Genomic DNA, 25919 nt, shown 5'->3' on the forward strand with positions numbered 1-25919 from the left:
CGCGGCTTTTTCGCCAGAAGTTAAGGAAGAGTTTGATGAGTGTTATGTCTTGGTTGCTTATAGGAGCTGCTGCGTTTTTTGCTATTACTTGCTTAGTATCAGCAGGTTGGTACTTGTATGTACGTCGCCAAGTTCGTTCTCACGAGTCTGATTCTAGTGATAGCGAGATCAATGACGACTCTGAAACTTCGGATCTGGCAGGTGGCGCTTCCAACGCCAATGCTGAGAAAGATCGTGATGTTTGGTTGTCGCTGTTAGTGGAGCAAAGCGAGGTCTGTCAGACGTTGATCGAGCAGTATGGTCAAAATAGTCCGCATGAAAAAGCCATATTGACCTGTTGGCAGACGTTTCTTGATGTCGAAATTACCTTACTTTCTAACCAACATAAAATACAAGAAACTGAACGTCTGCTGGATGCATTTGCTCCTCTTGTTGAACGGTTGATGGACGCACAAGACGTCGAAATGATGTTGCGTAAATTGTCTGTTAATACCAAATTGCTCAAACAAATTAATAAGATTGTTCAAAAAACGGGCGATCAAGTGTTTGAACAAATGAACGTCACCTCGAACTTAAACTTACAGCTTGAGAAGGCGCAAGCAAAGCTACTCAATGAAACAGAGCTAGATCAAGAACTGGCAGAACTGCGTGCGGAAATCGCTAGCATGTACGATTTAGCGGAGCGGTTAAAACGAGAGTCTGCGCTGGAAACGGCGGCACATTCTGATGAGTATCATCTAGCATTGGATGACTTCTTGGATGGAGCGTTGGGCAATGACTTCCTTGCTCCAATGGCAGATGAGATGGATCACAAAATTAATGACCTAAAACATCTCGCTGATTATCAGGCAGACGCCATCGCCGATCTTAAAAAACAGCTAAAAGAAGTTAAAGAGCGTAAAGATAAGGGCAAACACATCGATACGGCGGACATCGCAGTTGCGAGGATGGAAAAAGCCATGCTCGAAAACAACAAGGTCATTAAATCTCTAGAAAACAAATTACTGAGTGTACAAACGATTAAACACAACCTGAATGTTGATGTTCGACGCCGTGAGGCGGAGTTACTTCATAAAGATGCGATGTTGAAAGAAAAGCAACGAGCTCGTTCCGGTGGTGATGAATGGCGCGATGTGATTGAGCAAGAATATTCTGCTATGAGCAACATGGAGAAACTGCTTAGCGACATTCCTCTGACGGATGAATCACAGGAGTTTCACACCGAGCAGGGCGGAAAAGTCGGTGAGCTTCGAGCGATGGTGAGGGAATCCGAATTGTATGTTGAAATGCTAGAGTCGGATCTCGATAAGCTCAAAGAGAAAAAAGATACGCTGGAGGAAACGTTAGCCGCAGCGCTTCGTGGTGAAAAAGTCGATATACAATCCGCGAACAATGAAGCCAAAGCCCGAGAAGAAGTAGAGAACCTGCGTGAGATCAATGGCGAACTTTCCAGAGAGCAGCAAAAACTCGTACGTGAACTGGACGCGTTAGGTAAAGACGATGAGGAAACAGCGAAGCTGAAAGACATGATCATCGATCTTGATCAGAAAATTGAGACCGTCCAAGCTCAGTATGTTGCAATGGAAGAGAAATACTTAAACGCGATGATGTCTCAAGAGTAGTAATTGGCTCGTAGTGATTCGTACTAGTCTAGACCTGATCTTCTGTCGAAAATCGTCTTTTGCTACATCGCGTCCGTGTTAAAATGCATCTGTTCTAAAGGCTTCCGTTTCAAAAGAATAGTTTATCTCATCGAAACTAAATCCGTGACTTTGTAGATAACGCATTTGTTTGGACTTCACTTTGAAGTCGCTTGGTACCTCCTCGCCAAACTTTCTGTGACGCAGAGCTTTCGCGTTTTCAGACCAATCTGTCTCTTCTTCGTCGAACGCGATTGAAATGGTCTCTTGGTCGACGCCTTTCATCTTGAGTTCTTGCTTGATCCTAAACTGGCCGTATAGGCGGGCAGCCTTCGAACGAATGTAGGTTTGCGCAAAACGCTGTTCGTTTAGATAGTTAAACTCAATTAGTTGAGTAATGACCTCTTCAATGTGTTCGTTGTCGGGGCTCTTTTTGGTGAGTTTTTCCCTTATTTCCCGAATGCTGTGATCTCGTTGAGAAAGTATAAGCATCGCGTTTTCATAGAGTTCGTTTCGAGTCATCTGGTTTAAGCTACTATCCGATTTAAGTTACTAAGTCAGTGGAAAAAACAACGACAGTATATCGTAAAATTGAAATACTGAGTCTTTAGAGGAGCGGCAAATGAGGTTCTTTGATTTCTACGTGTCGGGCTCTATTCGTGGCTTCCTTAGGTTTGCTATATTAGACAGGATGAAACGAGAGTGGTTGCTGGCAAGATTACCGTAAAAAAGTAACTGACATAACAGCTTCTCTGCGTCTTAGTAGTTAGTGGCTAAATAACGAAGAGAAAAGTACATGGCGCGCCCTTTAAAAGCGATCATTGATCTTGAAGCGATTAAAATAAACTATCAGTTTTCTAAAAAGTTACACCCTACCTGTAAAGCGCTTGCTGTGGTGAAAAGTGATGCCTACGGGCATGGTGCGGTGGACGTTGCCACGTACCTTGATGACGATGTGGATGCATTTGCTGTGGCCGCTATCGAGGAGGCGTTGCAACTCCGAGAAGCGGATGTTACTTCTCCAATACTTCTACTAGAAGGCGTATTTGAGCAAAATGAGTGGCCATTATGCGAAGAGCTCGGTTTTTGGTGTGTGATTGAAAATACAACGCAACTTGATGGGTTGCTGAACGCTCAGAGCAAGATCGAAAAGGTCTTCGTGAAATTAGATACTGGCATGCATCGATTAGGACTTAACTCGCTTCAGGTAGAGCACGTTGTCGACACATTGAAAGCATCTGGGCTGGTGGAAGAGGTTGTCTTAATGACTCACTTTTCTTGTGCGGATGATTTGTCCAGCTTAGAGACCATTAAGCAATTAACCTTGTTTGAGGAAGCGAATCGTACGGTAGGTCATCTCACCACAAGTGTGGCTAACTCAGCAGCGATTATGAAGTGGAGTGTTCCCGAAGGTGGCTGGATTAGACCTGGGATTATGCTTTATGGAATATCACCTTTTGTGGGGGTGACGGGAACTCAATTAGGGTTGAAGCCTGCTATGCAGCTGGTATCAAAGGTCATTTCAGTACGCGATGTGAATATCGGTGACACAGTGGGATACAGTCAACAATATACCGCAGAGCATCCGCATCAAATAGCAACCGTTGCGGTTGGGTATGGTGATGGTTACCCACGTAGTTCTGAAAATGGTACTCCGGTTGCATTAAGTGGTGACACCGCGGAGTTAGCTGGGCGAGTATCTATGGACATGATCACGGTTAAACTTTCCAATCAAGCGTCTAGCGAACGGCCTCATCAGGAACGAAAGATTCAACTAGGTGAGGAGGTTGAGCTTTGGGGCGAGCAGGTTCCGGTAGAAGAAGTCGCTTATCGGTCTGGTACGATTGGGTATGAGTTAGTAACCCGCATGACGCAACGCCCAATGCGAGAGTATAAAACCACTAAAGAGCAAAGCTAATAGAGATCTATGCGCGACTGCGATGCTCTTCGAGGCGGTGCTATAAAGACAAAAAGAGGCTTAGTTAACACGAAGCTTAAAGAGCTTATTTATGACTCATACACTCCGCTTTCTCGTCTATTTTAATCTCGTTTTGGCGTGGCTCGCGACGTTGTGCAAAGACTTCTAATCATTAAGCAAGCTTGTAACGCTGCATCAAGGTCATGTTTCTTTTCTGGAATATAAGGGCGATAAGCGTGTTTTTTATCGTCCCAGCTTACCTTTTAAGCTAAATAAGCTTAAAATCTGTCCAATTTTTAATATACCGAATTTTTGTGTGTACAATGGCAGGTTTCAACGTCAACAGAGCGTTGCGTTAGAATCGTATTTACGCAAATTTATTCGCCAAGAAACTAGAAATAGAGTCTCATCCAACTATGAAGAGTTCTGAGTTACGTCAGTCATTTTTGTCTTACTTTGAGAGTAAGCAACACCAGGTTGTCGAATCAAGTTCTTTGATTCCCGGCAATGATCCGACTTTGCTATTTACCAATGCTGGTATGGTGCAGTTTAAAGATGTGTTTTTAGGCACAGATAAGCGCAACTACACTCGCGCGACAACATCACAGCGTTGTGTGCGAGCGGGTGGTAAACACAATGATCTAGAGAATGTCGGTTACACGGCACGTCATCATACTTTCTTTGAGATGTTGGGGAATTTTAGTTTTGGTGATTACTTCAAGCAGGATGCCATTGGCTATGCTTGGGAGTTTCTTACAAAAGTAGCCAAGCTGCCACAAGAAAAGTTGCTCGTGACTGTCTACGCAGAAGACGACGAAGCATTTGATATTTGGCACAAAGAGATTGGCCTGCCAAAAGAGAAGATTATCCGCATCGGTGACAATAAAGGTGCTCGCTACGCGTCAGACAACTTCTGGCAGATGGGCGATACAGGACCTTGCGGCCCTTGTACTGAAGTATTTTATGACCACGGCGAACACATCTGGGGTGGGCCTCCAGGTTCTCCAGAAGAAGATGGTGACCGCTTTATCGAAATCTGGAATGTCGTCTTTATGCAGTTCAACCGTTCTGCTAATGGAGACATGGCGCCGTTACCAAAACCGTCGGTTGATACCGGTATGGGGCTTGAGCGTATCGCTGCCATCCTACAAGGCGTGCACAGCAACTACGAAATCGATTTGTTCCAAAACTTGATTAAAGCATCCGCGAACGCTGTCGGCACAAATGACCTAGAAAGTCAGTCTTTGCGCGTAATTGCAGATCACATTCGTTCATGCTCGTTCATGATCGTGGATGGTGTTGTACCGTCAAACGAAGGCCGTGGTTATGTTTTGCGCCGTATTATTCGTCGAGCAATTCGCCATGGTAATAAACTGGGTCAAAAAGGCGTGTTCTTCCACACATTGGTAGAAGCGCTTGATAGTGAAATGGGCGAAGCCTACCCAGAGTTGAGAAAGCTAAAAGAGCGTGTTGCGTCGATCTTGTTAAAAGAAGAAGAGCAGTTTGCTAAAACCCTTGATCAAGGGATGCGCATCTTGGAAGAAGCGATTAGCGAACTGGGCGACAGCAAGGTTATTCCAGGTGAAACCGTGTTCAAGCTTTATGATACTTATGGCTTCCCTGCTGACCTGACCAACGATGTCGCTCGTGAAAATGAGCTAGAAATCGATGAAGCTGGTTTTGAAGCGGCAATGGAAGAGCAGCGCGCTCGTGCTCGTTCAGCAAGTAACTTTAGCATGGATATGTCTGGTGACGTATCGATTGACTCAGAAACAGAATTTACAGGCTACACTGAGCTAGAAGGTGACTGTGTTGTTGAAGCACTGATTGTTGATGGTTCGAATGTGGATGAGATCCAAGCCGGACAAGATGCGGTTGTGTTGCTTAAATCAACGCCTTTCTATGGCGAGTCTGGTGGCCAAGCGGGTGACCAAGGCTGGTTGCGTGGACCGGGTGCTTTTAAAGTATCGAACACCGCTAAGCAGGGCAAAGCACATTTACATCAAGGTGTGTTAAAAGAAGGCGCAATTAAAGTCGGTGATACGGTTGCAGCACAAGTGGATCGTTCTATGCGCAACGCAACGGCATTGAACCACTCGGCAACTCATTTGGTTCATGAGGCGCTTCGTCGTATTGTTGGAGACCATGTTAATCAAAAAGGCTCGTTGGTAAATGCTGAGCGCTTACGTTTTGATTTCTCTCACTTTGAGGGATTAACAAACGCTGAGATTGAACAAGTTGAAGACATGGTTAACGAGCAAATTCGCTTGAACCATGAGGTTATTACCGAAATCATGGACGTTGATTCTGCGAAAGAAAAGGGCGCGATGGCTCTATTCGGAGAAAAATACGACAGTGAAGTACGCGTATTAACAATGGGGGCTGACTACTCAATTGAATTGTGTGGTGGTACTCACGTTAAGCGCACTGGTGACATCGGCTTATTTAAGATCGTGACAGAAGGCGGCATTGCAGCTGGCGTACGTCGTATTGAAGCGGTGACCGGCAAAGCAGCGATTGACGCAGTACGTCAAACAGAAAATGCATTGAACGGCGTTGCGGCCGTTGTTAAAGGTAATAAAGAAAATGCGTTAGAAAAAGTGAGTGCTCTTAACGATCAAGCGCGAGCACTACAAAAAGAAATTGATGCTCTTAAATCTAAATTGGCCGCAGCAGCGGGTAGTGATCTGGCTGGGCAAGCGATCGACATTGAAGGCGGAAAGCTTCTTGTCGCGCAAGTTGAGTCTGATCCTAAAGCATTGCGTGACCTGTTAGATCAACTTAAGAGCAAACTTGAGTCAGCTGTTATTCTGCTTGCTGCGGTCAACGACGGTAAAGTGAGCCTAATTGCAGGTGTGACGAAAGAGCTTACTAAGAAAGTGAAGGCAGGTGATCTCATCAAGATGGTTGCTCCTTTGGTAGACGGTAAAGGTGGCGGACGTCCCGATATGGCACAAGCTGGCGGGAATAACCCAGCGGCGTTACCTGATGCGCTAGAGCAAGTGCCAGCTTGGGTGAAAGAGCGTATTTAGTGTCCTAACGGAATAGATCGCTTTATTCAAACTGGTTCTTAAAGTAACAGGAATACTCCGCCACTGCTGATACTCAAATTTGAGATATCTCAGTGGCGGAGTTGCATAAGAGTAGATAAACATTATGGCGTTGTTAGTACAAAAATATGGAGGCACGTCCGTTGGCTCAGTAGAGCGAATTGAGGCCGTAGCGGATCGAGTGCTGAAACATAAGCAACAAGGGGATGATATTGTTGTTGCTGTTTCGGCAATGAGTGGTGAAACCAACCGCCTTATTGAGTTGGCGAAAAGCATTCAAGAAACCCCTGACTCTCGGGAAATGGATGTTTTGTTATCAACAGGCGAGCAAGTAACGATTGCGCTATTGTCGATGGCTTTAATGAAACGAGGGTTGTCTGCTGTTTCTTATACTGGTTCACAAATCCGTATCAAAACTGATAGCGCTCATGGTAAAGCACGTATCGAAGAGATTGATACAACGCGGATGCGCGCCGATCTAGATGCCGGTCGTGTGGTTGTCGTGGCGGGTTTTCAGGGCGCTGACGAGCAAGGCAATATCACGACGTTGGGACGTGGTGGCTCGGATACGACGGGTGTGGCGCTTGCCGCTGCTTTGACGGCGGATGAATGTCAAATTTATACCGATGTGGACGGTGTGTACACCACTGATCCTCGCGTAGTCGACACCGCAAGGCGTTTAGATAAGATAACATTTGAAGAAATGCTGGAAATGGCCAGTCTAGGATCAAAAGTATTGCAGATCCGTTCAGTAGAGTTTGCTGGTAAGTATCAAGTGCCTTTGCGAGTACTTTCTAGCTTTAAAGATGGCGAAGGCACCCTGATAACCACTGAGGAGAACGATACTATGGAACAGCCCGCTGTATCCGGAATTGCATTTACACGAGATGAAGCCAAACTTACATTAAAAGGTGTACCTGATATCCCAGGTGTTGCATCAAAGATTCTTGGGCCAATCAGTGATGCAAACATTGAAGTGGATATGATTGTTCAAAACGTCTCAGCGGACGGCACAACGGACTTTACGTTTACAGTCCACCGAAACGATCACGATAAGGCTTTAGGTATATTGAAGTCGATTGAGAAAGAGCTTGGTGCGCGCGATACGCTAACCGATGCTAGAATTGCTAAGGTGTCGATTGTTGGTGTAGGTATGCGCTCACACGCAGGTGTGGCGAGCACAATGTTTAAAGCGTTGGCAGAAGACGCGATCAACATTCAGCTTATCTCCACGTCGGAAATTAAAGTCTCTGTCATTATCGACGAGAAATACATGGAACTAGCGGTACGAGCGTTACATTCAGCATTCAAGCTTAACGTATCTGCATCAGGCGTTAGCGAAGTTTAACAATCACTAACAAGTTAGGGGTGGCGTAATAAGTTGCTTGGCGCTACAATTCGTTTTGTAGGGGAATTCTTACATCCTAAAGAGAATTTCCTGACATCGAATTTTTTCTAAGGACTCAAGGGAGATCTATTATGCTTATTCTAACTCGTCGTGTCGGTGAAACTTTAATGGTTGGTGATGAAGTGTCTGTAACGGTTCTTGGTGTTAAAGGTAACCAAGTTCGTATCGGTATCAATGCGCCTAAAGATGTTTCTGTACACCGTGAAGAAATCTATCTTCGCATTCAAAAAGAACAAGACGAACACAATCTAGAAGATTAATTGAAGAAAATTAATTTTTTTAGAAAAAAAGTCTTTACAAAACAATTGGGGCATCTATAATACGCCGCACTTGTTTCGGAGAGTTGGCCGAGTGGCCGAAGGCGCTCCCCTGCTAAGGGAGTATGGGTTAATCACTCATCGAGGGTTCGAATCCCTCACTCTCCGCCATTTTGATGCATCCGTAGCTCAGCTGGATAGAGTACTCGGCTACGAACCGAGCGGTCGGAGGTTCGAATCCTCCCGGATGCGCCATCACAAGTCCCGCGAATATTGGTAACTATCCTTCCAATGTAGAATCGCAATTTTTTAAATGATTACGCATCCGTAGCTCAGCTGGATAGAGTACTCGGCTACGAACCGAGCGGTCGGAGGTTCGAATCCTCCCGGATGCGCCATTTAGAAAAACGTTTTAAAGTAATTGTTACGCATCCGTAGCTCAGCTGGATAGAGTACTCGGCTACGAACCGAGCGGTCGGAGGTTCGAATCCTCCCGGATGCGCCATTGCTTCTCCTTTCTTAATATTTGATCTTCTCTCAGTTTCTTTTTCTCTAGACGCTTCAGTCTAAACGATTTAATTCAGATGGTTTTAATTTAGGTGGCTGATATTAATTGGCGCCACTCATGTTCTTTTCTCATTAAATGGCTTTTCATTTCTGCCGTAGTTAAATTTTCTGTCGCCTAATTTTAACTACGTTCAATTTTATCAAGTAACGCTAAAAACTCTTCAGCGGTGGTTGTTTGTCTCAGCTCTCTTAGGTTGGCTTCAATATAGGGGTAATGCCTTTTAAGGTATGCGCACCATTGTTTTAGCCTGCCTACGGTGGCAAATTCGTCACACTCACCTCGTAGATTTTTTTGGTATTGGTCAATGAGCGTGAGCAGAGGTTCTTTTTTGTTTTGTTCAGTTTTTACGGTATGGCCTTCGCTTTCTAATCGATGTTTGAGCTGCCTAAAAACAAATGGGTTGCTTAAGCTGCCTCGCCCGATCATAAAATCAACACAGCCAGTCATTTCGTGGCATCGCATTAACGTCTCGAAGTCATCAATATCACCATTGGCAATAATACGCATTTTGCTCCGAGCGTTTATTTCTCCAATCTTTTCCCATCGTGCAGGTGGCTTATACCCATCTTTCTTTGTACGTCCGTGAACGGTCAGAGCGTGCGTTCCTGCTTCTTCTATTGCGGATACGTTTTCGAATAGAAGCGATTCATCTTCATAGCCAAGCCTTATTTTGGCTGACAATCCAATATGGCTAGGGAGCACTTGCTGTAGACTGCTCATAATTAGGTGTAACTGCTCAGGAGTTTGCAGTAGCACTGAGCCGCCGCCATGCCCGTTGACTCGCTTGGCTGGGCAGCCGAAATTCATATCAATATGCTTTGCCCCAGCAGCAACTGCATTTATTGCACTTTGTGCTATTCTTTCTGCATTGCTGCCTAAAAGCTGTATGTGAACTGGGTGTCCATGCTCAGTGCGACTGTTTTTATCAATTTCAGGCACCAACCTTCTAAAACCAGTAACAGGGATAGGGTTCTGAGAAACACGAATAAATTCTGAAACTAAATAGTCCATCCCCCCAATTGATGACAGAAGGGATCTCATTATGTGATCCATAACGCCTTCCATTGGAGCGACTGCCAAAGAGAAAGATTTCTTTTGAGTATGGGGGGTGTTGATTGGTTGATTTTGAATTGTATTGGGTGTGTTCACGATTTGAATCAAACTGTTATGCAAAAAAAATATGAAACTGTTCTAGTTTGTGGTAAAAATATGCAACCAAAATAGAAGATCTGTTCAAAATTTGAATAAGATCACATTCGCTGCCTCTAAACAAGGCAATAATTCGTGCAAGTAAGGGTACAACAATGAACGAATTGGTTAGTGAAGGTATCGGCCTAATGGTCTTGGGGATGGGGTTTGTATTCCTCTTCTTGATTGTTCTGATTTTTGCTACTAGCTATATGTCTACCTTGGTTAATAAGCTGTTTCCTGAAGTGGCTCAACCTGCTACTCCTGCTAAAGCGCCTAGTGCTTCTGCAGCAGCGAATACCGTAGACCCTCAGATTATTGCTGCTATTTCGGCAGCAATACACCAACATCGCAACAGATAATATAAACAGACGCATTTTGCCGAGGCTGAATCTATGACAACAACTAAACAACCTCTTGGTATAACCGATGTCGTACTACGCGACGCACATCAATCACTATTTGCTACACGCCTACGTATTGACGATATGCTTCCTATTGCAGAGAAGCTAGATAAAGTAGGTTTTTGGTCACTTGAATCTTGGGGTGGGGCGACGTTTGACTCGTGCATCCGATTCATTGGTGAAGATCCTTGGGATCGTATTCGTGAGCTTAAAAAAGCGATGCCGAATACGCCTCAGCAGATGCTTCTGCGCGGACAGAATTTATTAGGCTACCGACATTATGCGGATGATGTTGTGGCTAAGTTTGTTGAACGTGCTGCAACAAACGGTGTGGATGTGTTTCGTATCTTTGATGCGATGAATGATCCACGCAACCTAGAGCAGGCTATTAAGTCGGTAAAAGAAGTAGGGAAGCATGCCCAAGGAACGCTTTCTTATACTAAAAGCCATGTGCATACGACTAAGACGTGGGTTGATTACGCCAAGACACTTGAAGACATGGGGGCAGATTCCATTGCCATTAAAGATATGTCTGGAATCTTGACGCCGTATGATGCGTTTGAATTGGTTGGCTTGCTAAAAGAACAAACAGATTTAGAAGTTCAATTGCATGCGCACGCGACATCAGGGTTGTCGGATATGACGATTTTGAAAGCGGTAGAAGCAGGTATTGATCGAGTAGATACGGCTATTTCTTCCATGTCTATGACGTACGGTCATTCAGCAACCGAGTCAGTTGTCGCTGCGCTTCAAGGTACAAACCGCGATACCGGATTGGATCTTGCGTTGCTTGAAGAAATTGCTGCTTACTTCCGTGTTGTTCGCAAAAAATATGCGAAGTTTGAAGGCTCTCTGCGTGGTACTGACTCTCGGATCCTAATCGCACAAGTTCCTGGTGGCATGTTAACAAACATGGAAAATCAGTTAAAAGAGCAGGGGGCTGCGGACAAGTTTGATGAAGTATTGGAAGAGATACCAAAAGTTCGTCAAGACCTCGGCATGATCCCGCTAGTAACGCCTACGTCTCAAATTGTGGGTACGCAGGCTGTACTAAATGTTTTAACAGGTGAGCGTTATAAGTCTATCTCTAAAGAAACCGCCGGTGTTTTGAAGGGAGAGTATGGTGCTGCACCAGCAGAGTTCAATAAAGAGTTGCAAACTCGAGTGTTAGATGGCGCTGAGCCGATCACTTGTCGCCCTGCTGATTTGTTAGAACCAGAAGTTGAAAAGCTTACGCAAGAGCTTGAGACATTGGCGTCTGAAAAAGGAATTGCTCTATCTAATGAGTCAATCGACGATGTGTTGACCTATGCGTTGTTCCCTCAAATAGGCCTTAAATTTCTGGAGAATCGTGGCGATGCGAGCGCCTTTGAGCCCGTTCCGACTGGCGAAGAGTTGGTTGCTAAGGCGCCAGTTGAAGCTGGCCCCGCTGTTTATACCGTAAGTGTGTCTGGGCAGAGTTACGTTGTTGAAGTGACCGATGGCGGTGATATCAGTCAAATTCAGCCAGTAGGTTCTGCGTCTGCCGCACCAGTTGCTGCCGCTGCGCCTGCTCCAGCGAGTGGTGGTGAAGACGTGCCAGCACCATTAGCGGGTAACATCTTTAAGGTACTTGTCTCTCCTGGGCAGCAGGTTCAAGAAGGCGAAACCATTATGATCTTGGAAGCTATGAAAATGGAGACTGAGATCTCAGCACCGAAATCTGGCGTTGTTGGCTCTATCTATGTCAAAGAAGGTGATGCGGTACAGGTAGGTCAAGCGCTTGTCTCTCTATAAAGAGAGCGGTGCATAACACTTATATGCCTTTTATATAGCAACACTTCTATGACTATTGAATAGAAGTGTTGTGTTAAACATGCTTCTCTTGAGAGGAAAGGTTCGTTCGATATGGAAGAAAAATTACTAAATCTATACCACGACACGGGAATCTATCAGCTGGAATTTGGGCAAGCTGTGATGATGTGTGTTGGTTTACTCTTGGTTTACCTCGCGATCAAAAAGGGTTTTGAGCCATTGCTTCTTTTGCCAATTGGTATAGGCGCTATTTTGGTCAACATACCGGGTGCGGGTTTTATGGCAGCACCGGTATATGATGCTGCTGGTCATATGGTGTCACCAGGTGGTTTGCAATATTACATATACCATGGCGGTATCGAGACTGGGTTGTTCCCGTTGCTTATCTTTATGGGGGTTGGTGCTATGACGGACTTCGGTCCGATGTTGGCAAACCCGAAGACTTTGTTGCTTGGTGCAGCTGCACAATTTGGTATTTTTGCGACAGTGATCGGTGCCGTCTTGTTGGGCGCATACGGGATAATGGACTTCACACTAGCGGATGCGGCGGCGATCGGTATCATTGGTGGTGCGGATGGTCCTACGGCAATCTTTGTTGCTAGTCGGTTAGCGCCGGATCTGTTGGGGGCTATCGCTGTAGCGGCGTATTCTTATATGGCGTTGGTTCCGCTTATTCAACCACCTATTATGAAAGCGTTAACGTCGAATGAAGAGCGTGCTATCAAGATGGTGCAGCTTCGTCCTGTTTCGAAAACAGAGAAAATTATCTTTCCTATCGTCGTGACTCTATTGGCGGCTGCATTTTTGCCTTCTGCTGCTCCGTTATTAGGTATGTTCTGTTTCGGTAATTTAATGAAAGAGTCAGGTGTGGTTGATCGTCTTAGTGATACTGCTCAAAATGCCTTGATTAATACAGTAACCATTTTCTTAGGTTTAGGTGTTGGTTCAAAGCTTAGCTCAGAAGCGTTTTTGAATATCGAGACGCTTGGAATTCTTTCTCTTGGTCTAGTCGCGTTTTCTATTGGTACTGCAACAGGGGTGTTGATGGCTAAGATGTTAAATAAAGTATCTGAGCATCCGATTAACCCACTTATCGGTGCCGCTGGAGTGTCAGCTGTTCCAATGGCGGCACGTGTAGCTAATAAAGTAGGCCTTGAGGCGAATAAGCAAAACTTCTTACTTATGCATGCCATGGGGCCAAACGTAGCGGGTGTAATTGGTTCTGCGGTTGCTGCGGGTGTTATGTTGAGTTATGTCGGTGGCTAAATAAATGCTGGCAGCGAAATAGGCTTCTTTGCAAATAAGATATGATCGATAAAAAGGCGCTTCGGCGCCTTTTTTGTGTTTTGGTGGTTTGTATTAGGTTTTATAGAATAAATATGGGGCCTATATTTTAAGGTCTCATTCTACTGTACCCCTTTAATATCGGGGCTCTCGGCCGAGTTTGTGGCTTCTATCTTGACCAGGCAGAAAACTTTTTTAATAAAAAGGTGAAAAAGGACTTGCACTAAATCTGTAGATCCTTAATATACGCCCTCGCTGACACGGACAACCACTCAGAACAACGAGTGACACACTAAGAAGAACACTTCTTAGGATGATCCAGTCAGCACGCTCTTTAAAATAGATAATCAGATAATTTGTGTGGGCGCTCGCTGGAGACTTCTAAAAAATTAAAGTCTTTGATGAGTGAACACGTCAATTCGCTTTACGGTCTTTCAACTTAGGTTGGAAGGCAAATAGTTAAAGTCAGACGTTATTCATGAGTTAGAGCAAATTCTTTTAACTGAAGAGTTTGATCATGGCTCAGATTGAACGCTGGCGGCAGGCTTAACACATGCAAGTCGAGCGGAAACGATGATAGCTTGCTATCAGGCGTCGAGCGGCGGACGGGTGAGTAACGCGTAGGAATCTGCCTAGTAGAGGGGGACAACATGTGGAAACGCATGCTAATACCGCATACGCCCTTTTGGGGAAAGGAGGGGATCTTCGGACCTTCCGCTATTAGATGAGCCTGCGTGAGATTAGCTAGTTGGTGGGGTAAAGGCCTACCAAGGCGACGATCTCTAGCTGGTCTGAGAGGATGATCAGCCACACTGGGACTGAGACACGGCCCAGACTCCTACGGGAGGCAGCAGTGGGGAATATTGGACAATGGGGGCAACCCTGATCCAGCCATGCCGCGTGTGTGAAGAAGGCCTTAGGGTTGTAAAGCACTTTCAGAAGTGAGGAAGGGTGCTTGATTAATACTCAAGTACTTTGACGTTAGCTTCAGAAGAAGCACCGGCTAACTCTGTGCCAGCAGCCGCGGTAATACAGAGGGTGCAAGCGTTAATCGGAATTACTGGGCGTAAAGCGCGCGTAGGTGGTTTGTTAAGTCAGATGTGAAAGCCCAGGGCTCAACCTTGGAATTGCACCTGATACTGGCAGGCTAGAGTACGGTAGAGGGATGTGGAATTTCCTGTGTAGCGGTGAAATGCGTAGATATAGGAAGGAACATCAGTGGCGAAGGCGACATCCTGGACTGATACTGACACTGAGGTGCGAAAGCGTGGGGAGCAAACAGGATTAGATACCCTGGTAGTCCACGCCGTAAACGATGTCTACTAGCCGTTGGTCGATTTTAGATTAGTGGCGCAGCTAACGCGATAAGTAGACCGCCTGGGGAGTACGGCCGCAAGGTTAAAACTCAAATGAATTGACGGGGGCCCGCACAAGCGGTGGAGCATGTGGTTTAATTCGAAGCAACGCGAAGAACCTTACCTACTCTTGACATCCAGAGAACTTAGCAGAGATGCTTTGGTGCCTTCGGGAACTCTGAGACAGGTGCTGCATGGCTGTCGTCAGCTCGTGTTGTGAAATGTTGGGTTAAGTCCCGTAACGAGCGCAACCCTTATCCTTATTTGCTAGCAGGTGATGCTGAGAACTCTAAGGAGACTGCCGGTGACAAACCGGAGGAAGGTGGGGACGACGTCAAGTCATCATGGCCCTTACGAGTAGGGCTACACACGTGCTACAATGGCGCATACAGAGGGCGGCGAACTTGCGAAAGTAAGCAAATCCCAAAAAGTGCGTCGTAGTCCGGATTGGAGTCTGCAACTCGACTCCATGAAGTCGGAATCGCTAGTAATCGTGGATCAGAATGCCACGGTGAATACGTTCCCGGGCCTTGTACACACCGCCCGTCACACCATGGGAGTTGATTGCTCCAGAAGTAGCTAGCTTAACCTTAGGGATGGCGGTTACCACGGAGTGGTCAATGACTGGGGTGAAGTCGTAACAAGGTAGCCCTAGGGGAACCTGGGGCTGGATCACCTCCTTAAACGATAAGAGGCTCTGGTGAGCGTTCACACAAATTATCTGATGGCTATGAGTTCTCATAGCAACCTATCTTAAAAGTGTTTTAGAACAGAGTTCTAAGCAAGAAGTTTGACTGATTTACTCATCAAGCATCTGACTTAGTGCTTTGCACTAAACTTGCTCTTTAACAATATGACTTTTTGAAATAGACGATAATCAAGCGTCAAACCGGTGGATTGATATTCGGATCTCTTAATTCCTTCTGAGATTTGAGTAAACAATCTAACAATCGTAAATCCAAAGAGGTACAAAAGCTCTTTGGTATGTAGTTCAATGTTTCTGATTCAGTATTACTGAATGAGATCATTTTGGGTTATATGGTCAAGTGACCAAGCGTGCACGGTGGATGCCTTGGCAGTCAGAGGCGATGAAGGACGTGGTAATCTGCGATAAGCTTGGGGGAGTCGATAAACAGACTTTGATCCCAAGATTTCCGAATGGGGAAACCCACCCGCTTGCGGGTATCGTAACGTGAATACATAGCGTTACGAGGCGAACGAGGGGAACTGAAACATCTAAGTACCCTTAGGAAAAGAAATCAATTGAGATTCCCTTAGTAGCGGCGAGCGAAAGGGGATTAGCCCTTAAGTTGATTTGGTGTTAGTAGAAGACTCTGGAAAGGGTCGCCATAGTGGGTGATAGCCCCGTATACGAAAATGCCTTATCAATGAAATCGAGTAAGACGGGACACGTGATATCCTGTTTGAATATGGGGGGACCATCCTCCAAGGCTAAATACTCCTGACTGACCGATAGTGAACCAGTACCGTGAGGGAAAGGCGAAAAGAACCCCAGTGAGGGGAGTGAAATAGATCCTGAAACCGTGTACGTACAAGCAGTGGGAGCCGACTTAGTTCGGTGACTGCGTACCTTTTGTATAATGGGTCAACGACTTATTTTCAGTAGCAAGGTTAAGCATTTAGTGGAGCCGTAGGGAAACCGAGTCTTAATAGGGCGTTTAGTTGCTGGGAATAGACCCGAAACCGGGCGATCTATCCATGAGCAGGTTGAAGGTTGAGTAACATCAACTGGAGGACCGAACTCACACACGTTGAAAAGTTTGGAGATGACTTGTGGATAGGAGTGAAAGGCTAATCAAGCCCGGAGATAGCTGGTTCTCCTCGAAAGCTATTTAGGTAGCGCCTCGCGTATTGCCGTTGGGGGTAGAGCACTGTTTGGGCTAGGGGGTCATCCCGACTTACCAACCCCATGCAAACTCCGAATACCAATGAGTATGAGCGCGGGAGACACACGGCGGGTGCTAACGTCCGTCGTGGAAAGGGAAACAACCCAGACCGTCAGCTAAGGTCCCAAAGTTACAGTTAAGTGGGAAACGATGTGGGAAGGCTTAGACAGCTAGGAGGTTGGCTTAGAAGCAGCCACCCTTTAAAGAAAGCGTAATAGCTCACTAGTCGAGTCGGCCTGCGCGGAAGATATAACGGGGCTAAACTGTACACCGAAGCTACGGATACTAGTTTACTAGTATGGTAGAGGAGCGTTCTGTAAGCCGTTGAAGGTCAAGCTGTAAGGCAGGCTGGAGGTATCAGAAGTGCGAATGTTGACATGAGTAACGATAAAGGGGGTGAAAAACCCCCTCGCCGGAAGACCAAGGGTTCCTGTCCCATGTTAATCAGGGCAGGGTGAGTCGGCCCCTAAGGCGAGGCTGAAAAGCGTAGTCGATGGGAAACAGGTTAATATTCCTGTACCGATGTATATTGCGATGGAGAGACGGAGAAGGCTAGGCCAGCGCGGCGATGGTTGTCCGCGTTTAAGGTTGTAGGCTGAGGGTTTAGGTAAATCCGGACCCTCTTAAGGCTGAGAATTGATGACGAACCCTCTTTTGGGTGAAGTGGTTGATGCCATGCTTCCAGGAAAAACTTCTAAGCTTCAGATATACATAGACCGTACCCCAAACCGACACAGGTGGTCAGGTAGAGAATACCAAGGCGCTTGAGAGAACTCGGGTGAAGGAACTAGGCAAAATGGCACCGTAACTTCGGGAGAAGGTGCGCCGGTTAGGGTGATGAGACTTGCTCTCTAAGCTTTGATCGGTCGAAGATACCAGGTGGCTGCGACTGTTTATTAAAAACACAGCACTCTGCAAACACGAAAGTGGACGTATAGGGTGTGACGCCTGCCCGGTGCTTGAAGGTTAATTGATGGGGTTAGCGTAAGCGAAGCTCTTGATCGAAGCCCAAGTAAACGGCGGCCGTAACTATAACGGTCCTAAGGTAGCGAAATTCCTTGTCGGGTAAGTTCCGACCTGCACGAATGGCGTAACGATGGCCACACTGTCTCCACCCGAGACTCAGTGAAATTGAAATCGCAGTGAAGATGCTGTGTATCCGCGGCTAGACGGAAAGACCCCGTGAACCTTTACTATAGCTTCACAGTGAACTTTGAACCTACTTGTGTAGGATAGGTGGGAGGCTTTGAAACTTGGACGCCAGTTCAAGCGGAGCCAATCTTGAAATACCACCCTGGTATGTTTGAGGTTCTAACTCAGGTCCCTTATCGGGATCGAGGACACTGTGTGGTGGGTAGTTTGACTGGGGCGGTCTCCTCCCAAAGAGTAACGGAGGAGCACGAAGGTGCGCTCAGCATGGTCGGAAATCATGCATAGAGTGTAAAGGCAAAAGCGCGCTTAACTGCGAGACAGACACGTCGAGCAGGTACGAAAGTAGGTCTTAGTGATCCGGTGGTTCTGTATGGAAGGGCCATCGCTCAACGGATAAAAGGTACTCCGGGGATAACAGGCTGATACCGCCCAAGAGTTCACATCGACGGCGGTGTTTGGCACCTCGATGTCGGCTCATCACATCCTGGGGCTGAAGCCGGTCCCAAGGGTATGGCTGTTCGCCATTTAAAGTGGTACGCGAGCTGGGTTTAGAACGTCGTGAGACAGTTCGGTCCCTATCTGCCGTGGACGTTTGAGATTTGAGAGGAGCTGCTCCTAGTACGAGAGGACCGGAGTGGACGAACCTCTGGTGTTCCGGTTGTCACGCCAGTGGCATTGCCGGGTAGCTATGTTCGGACGGGATAACCGCTGAAAGCATCTAAGCGGGAAGCCTCCCTCAAGATGAGATCTCACTGGAACTTTAAGTTCCCTAAAGAGCCGTTCGAGACTAGGACGTTGATAGGTTGGGTGTGTAAGGGTTGTGAGGCCTTGAGCTAACCAATACTAATTGCTCGTGAGGCTTGACCATATAACACCAAAGTGGTTTTGAGAAAGACTGCGAAGTGCATATGAATTTACGACACTCTTGATAAGAGAGTGGGTTTGAAGTTTGATTAGAGTTATTTCAAAAAGCATTGTTAAAGCACGCTGATTGCGTTGAGTGATTCGATCGATTAATTAGATTGAAAAAGCCAGCAGAATCAGTAAGATAAGCCAAGTAACGAACTTGTGTGTTTTGGGAGTAGATCAGAGAAACAATCGATCACCCAGAACGAACACATCCCAGTTTGCTTGACGATCACAGAGGCGTTGAACCACCTGATCCCATCCCGAACTCAGAAGTGAAAAGCGCCATCGCCGATGGTAGTGTGGGGGATCCCATGTGAGAGTAGGTCGTCGTCAAGCTTCTAATACAGAAAGCCCTGATCAGAAATGGTCAGGGCTTTTTCTGTTTCTGGACTGAACCAGACCGAGAATCTTGCAAGCAAACACCCCCTAAAAGTACGTAAAATCCATTTATCTACTTGTAGATATATGGTATTCCCTCCTCTTACCAAGGGGAGCGCGAAGGTGGGGTCATAAAGCCTCGTACATCAGAAGTTGCTCATACAAACCGACCACATCCTTTACACACCTCCAGTTTACCTAGCCGACCAAAAACAAATGCTGAAGGATTCTGGGAAGCGCATGTCTAATCGCCTCCAGAGGCATCAGCGAACTTTTTCTACCTTAGACAACTAGACCCCCACCCGACCTCCCCCTTAAGTAAGGGGGAGGAGCAATGATCTTTGTAGCGAACGTCTTCTATCCTAGACTATTAGCTAACGCTTTTTATCTTAGGTCCCTTCCAAACTAAACTCAATATAGGCTTAAGCTGTAGTTGATCAATTGATATTGCAATTAAAGGGGGTCAACAAGTTCATGGAGGTCGCTTTAGATGGTCATCAATCCTAGATCCCTTCTAACCCTTGCATCCATAAATGACTTAGCTGTCGTGCTGAAATGCGCTTGGCTGCTATATCTGGTTCTGTCTGTGCACTGAATATCTGTTGCGCGGCCTGCCTGCCTATTATTTGGGCGGTAGATGTCTTGGAAATACGCTTTTGAAAAAATTGGGTAAGTAGGCAGTGCAAATCCATTTCACTTTTTTGGTTACCTTCTTTATCTAAGCATTGCGTAAGATGCCATGCGTCTTCTAATGCTTGGCATGCACCTTGTCCCGAGGTCGGTAAAGCGGCGTGAGCGGCATCTCCGATCATTAATACGTTCTCTTTATTCCAATAGGGAAGAGGGTCAAGATCGTGTACGAAAATGCGATTGAGTGATGCCTTATCGTAGTTGTTAAGTACATTTTGGACTGATGTTGGCCAGAGCCGAAAGCGTTGATGCATCTCTTGATACCAATCCGATAGAGGCCTTTTTTTATTCATATCAGTACGCCATGCCGCGGCCCAAAAACATAGGCCATCTTTGATTGGCACAATGCCAAAGCGCTCTTGTTTTTCTTTGTCATTGTTAAATCTATAATCTTGAATAGCCTGATCTGACATGTTGCTCGTTAACTTACTAATACCAATAATATTGATGAAACCTTGGTACAGAGGTGATGCGCCATCAGCGTATAAATATTGGCGAACCGATGAGTTCATGCGACCATCACATCCAACCACGAGATCGACATCTTCTCTAATTTTATCAATCTCTTTAGTTGCTATCGGGTGATTAAAATGTATTTTAACGTCTACGTCCTCTAACGCTTCGTGTAGAACTTTCATAAGGTGGTGGCGAAGTATCGTCACACTTGAAGTGCCGCACAATGCGTTTACTTCTTCTATATCCAATGATGATTTTTGAACGCCGTTTTTATCAAACTGACGCATGAATGTTGGATGACCTCCGACATCTTCTATTTTATGCGACAGTCCCATTTTCTCTAAAACAAACATGGCATTTGGCCATAGTGTGACTCCGGCCCCTATTGATGAAATATTGTGGTTACGTTCATACACACAGACCTGAAAACCTTTTCTTTTAGCTAGAATAGCTAAAGCCATTCCAGATATCCCAGCGCCAATGATGGCAATTTTTCTTATGTTGTTCATTTCTCAACCTTATTGATAGATTTCAAAGCCATTCTGACAGGGTCATTAAATAGGATAAATCTGTTATATTTGGTTTAATAATCCCATATTGTGAGATAAATATGATCGAGAATGTGGAGCTTCAGTGGTTACTTAGCTTTAAGGCAGTATACGAACAATTAAGTTTTAAGGTGGCTGCACAGAAGTTACAGATGCCTACTTCTAACGTTAGTCGGCATGTTGCATTGTTAGAGAAAACACTCGATCTAAGGTTATTAGAGAGAACGACTCGAAAAATGACGCCGACCTCTGCAGGCGCAAAGCTCTATCATGGTATTGCGCCTATTACATTAGCGCTCGATGACTTGTTGGAGGAGGTGTGTCTTGACGGTGAGTCGCTTGTCGGTCATTTAAAGATCATAATGCCCGACTTGTCTTTTTTGTCCGAGGTTGTGGCTGAGTTCTGTCTTCAAAACCCTCGAATAACATTAAGTTGTGATACTCAGTTAAATCCCACTGAGGGGTTATTAGAAGGGTTTGATCTTGTTTTACGTTTTGGCCGAGGGCAGTTGGAAGATTCAGGTTGGGTTGCAAAGGAGGTGATGCGTTGGCCTAGTTGCGTTGTTGTCGCACCACAGTTAAATGAGCGCTACCCAATGCCACAGTCAATTGATGAATTGAGCAAAGTGCCCTGCATTACAAGTTTATCCGTCTTACAAGGGATGCCATGGCATTTCAAGAATGGACGTACTATTCAAGTGCTCTCTAACTACAAAGTGAATAGTGGTCAAATGGCTAAAGCGGCTGCTCTAAAAGGGCTTGGATTTGCAATACTTCCTAGTCACGCATGCGAAACTGATATTTCAAATGGAGCGCTTCTAAAGGTAGATCTAGATCACGCGCCTGAGGATCTCGTTTTATACGCTTTATATTCGGGAAGAAAGTACCCATTAGCAAAAGTGAAAGCATTTTTGGGACATTTGGAGCAAAGTATGAAATATATGCTCCAGCTTTGAAGGCAGCCTAAGCATTAACACAACCACACGTGGTGACGACGACCTTGAGATCGTTTGAGATCATGACTGCTGAACGGCAGAAAAAACAACGCCCCACCCCAATGGATATAAACAGCAGATAAGGCGTGCTTGTACTTGCGCTTATAACGTCTTAGGGCTTAAAAACAGATGCGGCCGTTTCTATTACATGTTGAAGTTCTTGTTTGGTCACATTGTTTCTAGCCATGATGGCTATCCCAAATTGCGTTGCTATAAGGTAATCAGCCAAGGCTTCGGGAGAAGCGGTTGAAGCCAAGAAGCCTTTTCTTTTTTCGTTCTCAAAAAAGGCAATGAATGTGTTTCTGGATTCAATATTAATCTCTTCTACCGTTTGCTTTGTACCCGCTGTTAAGCAACCACTACCCGCCTCACAAGTACTGTTAGCAACGAAGCATCCACCCGGAAATGTTGAGTTTGTTACCAGGTTACTTATGGACTCTAAGTATGCTCTGATCTTATTTTGTAAGCTCTCGTCTGGACTCGTCAGAGTTTCTAAATGTGATGACCCCAATGTCTTTGCATAGTGCTTTAAGGCACTCACAAATAGCGTCTCTTTGTTACTAAAAGCGGCATAAAGGCTGGGTTTATTGATTCCCATCGCCTCAACAAGGTCGCTTAACGAAGCGCCAGAGAAGCCCTTTAGCCAAAATATTTCCATTGCTTTATGCAGTGCTTCTTCTTTATCGAATGTACGTTGACGACCTGACACCATAACGAACTTTACTCTTTATGTGGGGATACTTGACATTATATACCGATCAGTACAGAATTCAATTTGTACCGATCGGTACATAATTTTTTTGGAGGTGTGATGTGATTAGTTTAAAAGGTAAGAAGGCATTGATTACCGGCGGTAATAGCGGTATTGGCTTTGCAACGGCTCAGAAGTTTAAGGCGTTAGGAGCAGAGGTTGTCATAACGGGGCGAGATAAAGAGGCCTTGAATAAAGCCTCCTCAGAACTAGGTGTTCAGGCGATTTTAGCAGATCAGGCCAAGATGGATGATTTAAATCAGCTTGCTGTTCAAATAGAGGAACAGCTGGGGAAACTAGACATATTATTTATAAACGCAGGTATTACCGTTTTTGCTCCAGTAGGGAAAATGGACGAAGCAACCTTTGATAATATGATGAACATTAATTTTAAAGGGGCGTTTTTTACCTTACAGAAGTTACTTCCTCTGTTAAATGACGGGGCGTCAGTCATAAATTTATCTTCAATCAATGCCTACACAGGTATGCCAAATACGGCAGTGTACGCAGCAAGTAAAGCTGCAATGAACGCTGTTACACGTACTGCAGCAACGGAATTAGCACCGCGGAAAATACGTGTGAACTCGGTCAATCCTGGACCCGTGAATACCCCAATATTCGGAAAGTTGGGAATGTCTCAAGAGGTGTTAAGCGAATTATCTGCAACGATGCAAAATCGAATCCCATTAAAGCGCTTCGGAGAGGCTGAAGACATAGCCAAGCTGGTCGCTTTTCTTGCTTCGGATGAAGCCAGCTTCATTACTGGCTCGGAATATAATATTGATGGAGGAACAAATATTAACCCTATATTGCCGTAGCGGTCGTTACGGGCTGTCGAACCCGAGAGGGCTTTCGGTTTGAAATGAGCTGTATGAAAGATAGGAAAAGGCGTTTTCTATCTTTCATATTTTAATACCGCTAACGATCACTCTTTATGTCTAGGCAGTGATATTGAAAGCACCGACGTGATCAAAATAAATCCACTGGATACCCATAAACACACAACTAGGCCGTAACTTTCAAAAAGTAAGCCTGACAAGATGGTGCCAATTAGTCTACCCATAGCATTTGCCATATAGTAGAAGCCAACATCGAGGGACACGCCGTCTTCTTTTGCATAAAGTACGATTAAGTAACTGTGCAATGACGAATTAATCGCAAATAATGCGCCAAATAACATTAACCCGCCAATCAATATGATCGTATTCCACTGTTCAAATGAATTAAGTGACAGTGCAATTGAGGCTGGTATAAGCGTCAGTACTAATGCCCATAATAACGCGGCGCGACCATCTGGTGTTTTACCTTGTTTTTTCCCCGTAAAGTGGGGGGCGAATGCTTGGATAATGCCGTATCCCACGATCCACGTCGCCATGAACCCGCCGACTAGCCAGTGATTCCAGTCTAGGGTTACAGACAAGTAAACGGGAAGAGCAACAACAAACCAGACGTCTCGAGCGCCAAACAAAAACAGTCGTGCGGCAGAAAGCGTATTAATCGCTCGGCTCTTCGATAAAAGGTCTTTAAATTTAGGTTTGTACTTCGCTTTACCTAAGTCTTCCTTCAAGGCCCATAGGCTAAACAACCAGACGATGACGAGAGCAACCCACATAATGAGAATGGCGCCATGAAATTCAAACAGTGCAAGTAACGCCCCGCCAAGAAAGAAGCCAATTCCCTTTAACGCATTTTTAGAACCAGTCAGTAAGGCGACCCATTTATACAGGGCTTGGTTAGCATTGTCAGGAACCAGTACCTTGATGCTGCTCTTTGCGCTCATTTTATTGAGATCTTTTGCAATGCCGGACAGAGCTTGGGCCGCCATGACCCAAGGGACGGTTAGCCACGAGGCATCAAAGAGCAACATACCTAGCGCAAGGATCTGCAAGGCGAGCCCAATATTCATGGTTTTATTTAAACCAATTCGAGCGCCCAACCAGCCTCCAACGAGGTTTGTTACGACCCCAAAAAATTCGTAAAACAAAAACAGCATCGCAATTGAAAGTGGGCTGTACCCCAAATCGTGAAAGTACAGTACGACCAACATGCGCAGTGCGCCATCTGTGAGTGTGAAAGCCCAATAATTGCCTGTGATGATCAGGTATTGCTTTACGTTTTTTGGAAGCTGGCTTAGTGCAAGCATAACGTTATCCTAGCTATTTATCCCAGTTACGCGATTTTTAAAGTTCGAAGTGTGTTTCTACTACGCTTGTTGATCGATTTCCCCGACCATACGCATTAACTCTGCAGTGCGATTTGCGTAGCCCCACTCGTTGTCATACCAAACATACAGTTTTACTTGAGTGCCATTGATGACCATTGTGGATGGGGCATCGATGATACTGGAGCGTGGATCGGTTCGGTAATCAATGGAAACAAGAGGGCGCTCTTCGTACCCAAGAACACCATTTAGTTCATTCTCGGCGGCGTTCTTTAAGATTTGATTAATTTCTTCTTCAGTAACGGGTTTATTTAATTCGAAGACACAGTCAGTTAAAGATGCATTGGCTAAGGGGATGCGAACCGCATGGCCGTTTAACTTGCCTTTAAGTTCGGGAAAAATATGGGTGATAGCGGTGGCTGAACCTGTTGTCGTCGGGATAAGGCTCATTCCACAGGCGCGAGCACGTCTTAGGTCTTTATGAGGCGCATCCAAGATGGTTTGAGTATTGGTAATATCGTGAATGGTGGTCATCGAACCGTGTTTAATGCCGATTTTTTCGTGCAGGACTTTGACCACGGGTGCTAAGCAGTTGGTCGTACAGGATGCCGCTGTGACGATTGGGTGTACAGCAGGGTCGTAATCTTGATGGTTAACACCCATGACGACATTAAGAACGCCGTCCTCTTTGACTGGTGCGGTAACCACGACACGCTTTACACCTTGTTCAAGGTAAGCGTTTAGCAACGCTTTGGTTTTCATTTTTCCAGATGCTTCGATGACAATATCGCACTCCGACCAATCAGTATCGCCAATCTGCATATTTTGGGTGCATTTAATACGATGTTCACCGATGATCATGGTGTTGTTCTCAGAGGTGGCTTCGTTGTGCCAGCGGCCATGAATAGAGTCGAAATTGATTAAGTGAGCCAGCGTTTCAGCATTGCCAGCGGGGTCGTTGATATGAACAAACTCGATGCCTTCCCAGTCGAATGCTGCTCTGAAGGACAGGCGCCCCATTCTGCCAAAACCGTTGATACCTACTTTTATTGTCATCTAGATTTACTCCCAATTAGTTTGTTAGTTTTTTGCATCGTTATGAACCT

The 25919-nt window shown here is 45.5% G+C and carries 16 protein-coding genes, 4 tRNA genes and 3 rRNA genes; 17 read left to right on the plus strand and 6 right to left on the minus strand.

The window, feature by feature from the left end; all coding sequences use genetic code 11:
• Window positions 1–35 precede the first annotated feature (35 nt).
• On the plus strand, window positions 36–1622 hold the full coding sequence (locus tag MARME_RS03755; protein WP_013659935.1) for a coiled-coil domain-containing protein: 1587 nt from the start codon (window positions 36–38) through the stop codon (window positions 1620–1622).
• A 78-nt stretch (window positions 1623–1700) separates the two neighbouring features.
• Here the strand turns inward: MARME_RS03755 and MARME_RS03760 are convergent, their stop codons facing one another.
• Window positions 1701–2162 carry a regulatory protein RecX gene (locus MARME_RS03760; RefSeq protein ID WP_013659936.1) on the minus strand — a complete coding sequence of 154 codons (462 nt, stop codon included), beginning with the start codon at window positions 2160–2162 and terminating at the stop codon, window positions 1701–1703.
• A 274-nt stretch (window positions 2163–2436) separates the two neighbouring features.
• Between MARME_RS03760 and alr the strand changes: the two genes are divergently transcribed.
• The 8 genes from alr to MARME_RS03800 all read left to right on the plus strand — a co-directional run bounded on the left by alr (window position 2437) and on the right by MARME_RS03800 (window position 8778).
• Window positions 2437–3558 carry an alanine racemase gene (alr, locus tag MARME_RS03765; protein ID WP_013659937.1) on the plus strand — a complete coding sequence of 374 codons (1122 nt, stop codon included), beginning with the start codon at window positions 2437–2439 and terminating at the stop codon, window positions 3556–3558.
• A 416-nt stretch (window positions 3559–3974) separates the two neighbouring features.
• Window positions 3975–6590 (plus strand): alanine--tRNA ligase, encoded by a 2616-nt coding sequence (alaS, locus tag MARME_RS03770; protein WP_013659938.1) that lies wholly within the window; start codon window positions 3975–3977, stop codon window positions 6588–6590.
• A gap of 124 nt (window positions 6591–6714) precedes the next feature.
• Window positions 6715–7956 carry an aspartate kinase gene (locus MARME_RS03775; RefSeq protein WP_013659939.1) on the plus strand — a complete coding sequence of 414 codons (1242 nt, stop codon included), beginning with the start codon at window positions 6715–6717 and terminating at the stop codon, window positions 7954–7956.
• 131 nt (window positions 7957–8087) lie between these two features.
• Window positions 8088–8276 carry a carbon storage regulator CsrA gene (gene csrA, locus MARME_RS03780; protein WP_013659940.1) on the plus strand — a complete coding sequence of 63 codons (189 nt, stop codon included), beginning with the start codon at window positions 8088–8090 and terminating at the stop codon, window positions 8274–8276.
• 77 nt (window positions 8277–8353) lie between these two features.
• Window positions 8354–8444 (plus strand) — tRNA-Ser (locus tag MARME_RS03785).
• A gap of 7 nt (window positions 8445–8451) precedes the next feature.
• Window positions 8452–8528, plus strand: a tRNA-Arg gene (locus tag MARME_RS03790).
• A 66-nt stretch (window positions 8529–8594) separates the two neighbouring features.
• Window positions 8595–8671: transfer RNA gene (locus tag MARME_RS03795), tRNA-Arg, on the plus strand.
• A 30-nt stretch (window positions 8672–8701) separates the two neighbouring features.
• Window positions 8702–8778, plus strand: a tRNA-Arg gene (locus tag MARME_RS03800).
• Between the two features lie 183 nt (window positions 8779–8961).
• Here the strand turns inward: MARME_RS03800 and MARME_RS03805 are convergent.
• Window positions 8962–9906, minus strand: coding sequence for a tRNA dihydrouridine synthase (locus MARME_RS03805; protein WP_041647750.1), 945 nt, complete (start codon window positions 9904–9906; stop codon window positions 8962–8964).
• 239 nt (window positions 9907–10145) lie between these two features.
• Here MARME_RS03805 and MARME_RS03810 point away from each other — a divergent pair, with 239 nt between their 5' ends.
• The 6 genes from MARME_RS03810 to rrf all read left to right on the plus strand — a co-directional run bounded on the left by MARME_RS03810 (window position 10146) and on the right by rrf (window position 19170).
• Complete coding sequence (locus tag MARME_RS03810) at window positions 10146–10391, plus strand: OadG family protein (RefSeq protein WP_013659942.1); 246 nt, start codon at window positions 10146–10148, stop codon at window positions 10389–10391.
• Between the two features lie 33 nt (window positions 10392–10424).
• Window positions 10425–12209 carry a sodium-extruding oxaloacetate decarboxylase subunit alpha gene (gene oadA / locus MARME_RS03815; protein WP_013659943.1) on the plus strand — a complete coding sequence of 595 codons (1785 nt, stop codon included), beginning with the start codon at window positions 10425–10427 and terminating at the stop codon, window positions 12207–12209.
• 111 nt (window positions 12210–12320) lie between these two features.
• Entirely contained in the window at window positions 12321–13493 is a 1173-nt protein-coding gene (locus MARME_RS03820) for a sodium ion-translocating decarboxylase subunit beta (RefSeq protein WP_013659944.1), read from the plus strand.
• A 517-nt stretch (window positions 13494–14010) separates the two neighbouring features.
• Window positions 14011–15549, plus strand: a 16S ribosomal RNA gene (locus tag MARME_RS03825).
• 357 nt (window positions 15550–15906) lie between these two features.
• Window positions 15907–18793 (plus strand): 23S ribosomal RNA (locus MARME_RS03830).
• A 262-nt stretch (window positions 18794–19055) separates the two neighbouring features.
• A 5S ribosomal RNA gene (rrf, locus tag MARME_RS03835) occupies window positions 19056–19170 on the plus strand.
• Together the 16S, 23S and 5S rRNA genes form the textbook arrangement of a ribosomal RNA operon.
• Before the next feature lie 545 nt (window positions 19171–19715).
• Here the strand turns inward: rrf and MARME_RS03840 are convergent.
• Window positions 19716–20867, minus strand: a complete 1152-nt coding sequence (locus MARME_RS03840; protein ID WP_013659945.1) for an FAD-dependent monooxygenase — start codon at window positions 20865–20867, stop codon at window positions 19716–19718.
• 101 nt (window positions 20868–20968) lie between these two features.
• Between MARME_RS03840 and MARME_RS03845 the strand changes: the two genes are divergently transcribed.
• Complete coding sequence (locus tag MARME_RS03845) at window positions 20969–21862, plus strand: LysR family transcriptional regulator (RefSeq protein ID WP_013659946.1); 894 nt, start codon at window positions 20969–20971, stop codon at window positions 21860–21862.
• Window positions 21863–22013: 151 nt separating this feature from the next.
• Here MARME_RS03845 and MARME_RS03850 read toward each other — a convergent pair whose 3' ends face one another.
• Entirely contained in the window at window positions 22014–22613 is a 600-nt protein-coding gene (locus tag MARME_RS03850) for a TetR/AcrR family transcriptional regulator (RefSeq protein WP_013659947.1), read from the minus strand.
• 101 nt (window positions 22614–22714) lie between these two features.
• Here MARME_RS03850 and MARME_RS03855 point away from each other — a divergent pair, with 101 nt between their 5' ends.
• Window positions 22715–23470, plus strand: a complete 756-nt coding sequence (locus tag MARME_RS03855; protein WP_013659948.1) for a glucose 1-dehydrogenase — start codon at window positions 22715–22717, stop codon at window positions 23468–23470.
• A gap of 107 nt (window positions 23471–23577) precedes the next feature.
• Here the strand turns inward: MARME_RS03855 and arsJ are convergent, their stop codons facing one another.
• Window positions 23578–24795 (minus strand): organoarsenical effux MFS transporter ArsJ, encoded by a 1218-nt coding sequence (gene arsJ, locus MARME_RS03860; RefSeq protein ID WP_013659949.1) that lies wholly within the window; start codon window positions 24793–24795, stop codon window positions 23578–23580.
• A gap of 60 nt (window positions 24796–24855) precedes the next feature.
• Window positions 24856–25869 (minus strand): ArsJ-associated glyceraldehyde-3-phosphate dehydrogenase, encoded by a 1014-nt coding sequence (locus MARME_RS03865; protein ID WP_013659950.1) that lies wholly within the window; start codon window positions 25867–25869, stop codon window positions 24856–24858.
• Window positions 25870–25919: the final 50 nt, after the last annotated feature.

It is taken from the genome of Marinomonas mediterranea MMB-1 (assembly GCF_000192865.1).
Classification (GTDB): domain Bacteria; phylum Pseudomonadota; class Gammaproteobacteria; order Pseudomonadales; family Marinomonadaceae; genus Marinomonas; species Marinomonas mediterranea.

What these genes read in the sequence shown, in the direction of transcription:
- csrA (WP_013659940.1), top strand. Translation starts at nt 8,088, where the DNA reads ATGCTTATTCTAACTCGTCGTGTCGGTGAAACTTTAATGGTTGGTGAT.
- MARME_RS03840 (WP_013659945.1), bottom strand. Translation starts at nt 20,867, where the DNA reads ATGAACAACATAAGAAAAATTGCCATCATTGGCGCTGGGATATCTGGA.
- alr (WP_013659937.1), top strand. Translation starts at nt 2,437, where the DNA reads ATGGCGCGCCCTTTAAAAGCGATCATTGATCTTGAAGCGATTAAAATA.
- MARME_RS03850 (WP_013659947.1), bottom strand. Translation starts at nt 22,613, where the DNA reads ATGGTGTCAGGTCGTCAACGTACATTCGATAAAGAAGAAGCACTGCAT.
- MARME_RS03805 (WP_041647750.1), bottom strand. Translation starts at nt 9,906, where the DNA reads ATGGAAGGCGTTATGGATCACATAATGAGATCCCTTCTGTCATCAATT.
- arsJ (WP_013659949.1), bottom strand. Translation starts at nt 24,795, where the DNA reads ATGCTTGCACTAAGCCAGCTTCCAAAAAACGTAAAGCAATACCTGATC.
- oadA (WP_013659943.1), top strand. Translation starts at nt 10,425, where the DNA reads ATGACAACAACTAAACAACCTCTTGGTATAACCGATGTCGTACTACGC.
- MARME_RS03775 (WP_013659939.1), top strand. Translation starts at nt 6,715, where the DNA reads ATGGCGTTGTTAGTACAAAAATATGGAGGCACGTCCGTTGGCTCAGTA.
- MARME_RS03865 (WP_013659950.1), bottom strand. Translation starts at nt 25,869, where the DNA reads ATGACAATAAAAGTAGGTATCAACGGTTTTGGCAGAATGGGGCGCCTG.
- MARME_RS03810 (WP_013659942.1), top strand. Translation starts at nt 10,146, where the DNA reads ATGAACGAATTGGTTAGTGAAGGTATCGGCCTAATGGTCTTGGGGATG.
- MARME_RS03845 (WP_013659946.1), top strand. Translation starts at nt 20,969, where the DNA reads ATGATCGAGAATGTGGAGCTTCAGTGGTTACTTAGCTTTAAGGCAGTA.
- MARME_RS03760 (WP_013659936.1), bottom strand. Translation starts at nt 2,162, where the DNA reads ATGACTCGAAACGAACTCTATGAAAACGCGATGCTTATACTTTCTCAA.
- alaS (WP_013659938.1), top strand. Translation starts at nt 3,975, where the DNA reads ATGAAGAGTTCTGAGTTACGTCAGTCATTTTTGTCTTACTTTGAGAGT.
- MARME_RS03820 (WP_013659944.1), top strand. Translation starts at nt 12,321, where the DNA reads ATGGAAGAAAAATTACTAAATCTATACCACGACACGGGAATCTATCAG.
- MARME_RS03755 (WP_013659935.1), top strand. Translation starts at nt 36, where the DNA reads ATGAGTGTTATGTCTTGGTTGCTTATAGGAGCTGCTGCGTTTTTTGCT.